The organism is Chamaesiphon sp. OTE_20_metabat_361 (assembly GCF_031364565.1).
Genome location: NZ_JANLWO010000857.1, coordinates 1 through 1,989, shown reverse-complemented (window position 1 = coordinate 1,989; position 1,989 = coordinate 1). Strand labels below are relative to the sequence as shown.

Genomic DNA, 1,989 nt, shown 5'->3' with positions numbered 1-1,989 from the left:
CTTCGGATCGTCCATCACGCGATCGAAGCTGCTGGCGACGATCTAATGCGAATTCCCCAAGTCGTCGAAAGCGAAAGCTACATCGGTTTGAAATCTATCAATCTGCTCAAGCGCGAATTAGGGTTAGTTTAGATGAGAGGGTAGAGGGTGGAGGGTAGGGCTTCAGCTTAGCATCCGCAATTTTCAATTCTCAATTCTCAATTCTCAATTCTCAATTCTCAATTCTCAATTCTCAATTCTCAATTAAATTAAGATCGGGTTAATAACTGAGTAATCCGTGCGACAGTGCGATCGTTTTCGGCTGGAGTCCCGATCGAAATCCGCAATCCGCCGCCAGTATGCCGGATCGATGTCCCGATCGCTTTTAAACCTGCCACTAAATCTGCCAATGCTATTTCTAGATTTTCCACTCCCAGCAGCCGCACGTAGAGAAAGTTAGCATCACTACGCCAGACTTTAACCATGTCAATCTTGGCTAAGGCGTTGAATAACCGATCGCGTTCGCTCAGTAGCTCGGGAATGACAGCCAGTAATGACTGACGATGTTGTAATACTAGTTCGGCAGCGGCGAGGGAAATACTTGGCAAATTATAAGGTAAGCGGACGCGTTCGAGAGTAGCTATTAGCTGTACGTGTCCGATCGCATAGCCCACACGATGCGCCGCCAGTCGAAAGGCTTTGGAAAATGTCCGCAGGACGATCCAATTTGGGTGCGCGGCTAATTCGGACACCACCGTATGTTGACTAAATTCAAAATAAGCCTCATCGACGACTACTAAAATATCTGACGGTAAATCCCTCATCCAGTCTAGTTCCGCAGCCGTGAGCGCATTCCCAGTCGGTGAATTAGGATGCACCATAAATACCACCCGAATCGGTGCGCCTTGAGGATGGCTAATCGCCGCTCGCGCTGCTGCTAAATCGACTTCAAAATTTGCAGTGCGATCGATACTCACCACTGGCACACCTAATGTCTGTGCCAAAATACCATACATGCTAAATGTCGGCCCCGAGACTAAGATACTCCCCCCGCCACCAACACAAGTCGCAATCAGAATCGATCGCAACAACTCATCCGAGCCATTGCCGACGCTAATCTGACTGGGGAGGAGGCAATCTTCCAGTCCGGCTGATTCTGCCACATAACCCGCGATCGCCGCTTTGAGCGTCTGGTGTCCCCCGTCAGGATAACGATTGCTCTCGATCTCGTCATGCCACGTCTGCGCCAATTTTTGCTTCAACTCTACAGACAGATCGTAAGGATTCTCATTCGTGTCTACGCGATCGATCTCTATTGCCACGGATTGCCCTTCGCTGCCACTAGGATGCGGCGTGTAGGCCTGTAAACTTGCAAGTTCGCTCCGAATGAAGGGTAACGGGGTAACGCCGCTAGCGGGGCTATAGAGAGGAGTCGTAGTCATAGTAAGCGTGGGCAAAGCCTCTTCGAGGACGATCGTCGAGTTGTGAATTTCCATCATAGATCGATCTCCATCACAATTGAGGGATCGCTTAAATATTCGATCGTCAAAAAAGTTCGATTTGGGTATTGACATGGCTTTAAATATCTCCTATATTGATAGGTGTCTAAAACACGGCCCTATCGTCTAGAGGCCTAGGACACCTCCCTTTCACGGAGGCGACAGGGATTCGAATTCCCTTAGGGCTATTTAGACATCAACTCAAAAAGAGGTTAGACAGTAAATGTTTGACCTCTTTTTGCATGGCGTATTGTTTAGGCTTTAGGCTTTGGGTTTTAGGCTTTAGGGAACAAAATCCCCTCCTCGGAGGGGTGCCCGACAGGGCGGGGTGGGTAGATCTCCGCATCTCACTAACTCCCCCAGTCCCCCCCGCCCCTTGTTTATAAAAAAAATACGCCACACTTCAAAAACCCCACAACCGGGCTTTTTTTGTTTGTTTTTTATTTGTTTTTGTTGTTTTGTGGTTATCTTTTTGGGGGGTGGGGGGGTGGGGGGTTGTGGGGGACGAGGG

The 1,989-nt window shown here is 49.1% G+C and carries 1 protein-coding gene, 1 tRNA gene and 1 pseudogene; 2 read left to right on the top strand and 1 reads right to left on the bottom strand.

All coding sequences use genetic code 11. The features are described from left to right. Window positions 1-132, top strand: a pseudogene (locus RMO35_RS25500) (GntR family transcriptional regulator); the annotation flags it as partial. Between the two features lie 116 nt (window positions 133-248). On the opposite strand, the gene RMO35_RS24110 reads toward RMO35_RS25500, so the two are convergent. After that, window positions 249-1,421 (bottom strand): histidinol-phosphate transaminase, encoded by a 1,173-nt coding sequence (locus RMO35_RS24110; RefSeq protein WP_309745114.1) that lies wholly within the window; start codon window positions 1,419-1,421, stop codon window positions 249-251. A gap of 172 nt (window positions 1,422-1,593) precedes the next feature. On the opposite strand from RMO35_RS24110, the gene RMO35_RS24105 reads away from it, so the two are divergent. Continuing rightward, window positions 1,594-1,666 (top strand) — tRNA-Glu (locus RMO35_RS24105). Window positions 1,667-1,989: the final 323 nt, after the last annotated feature.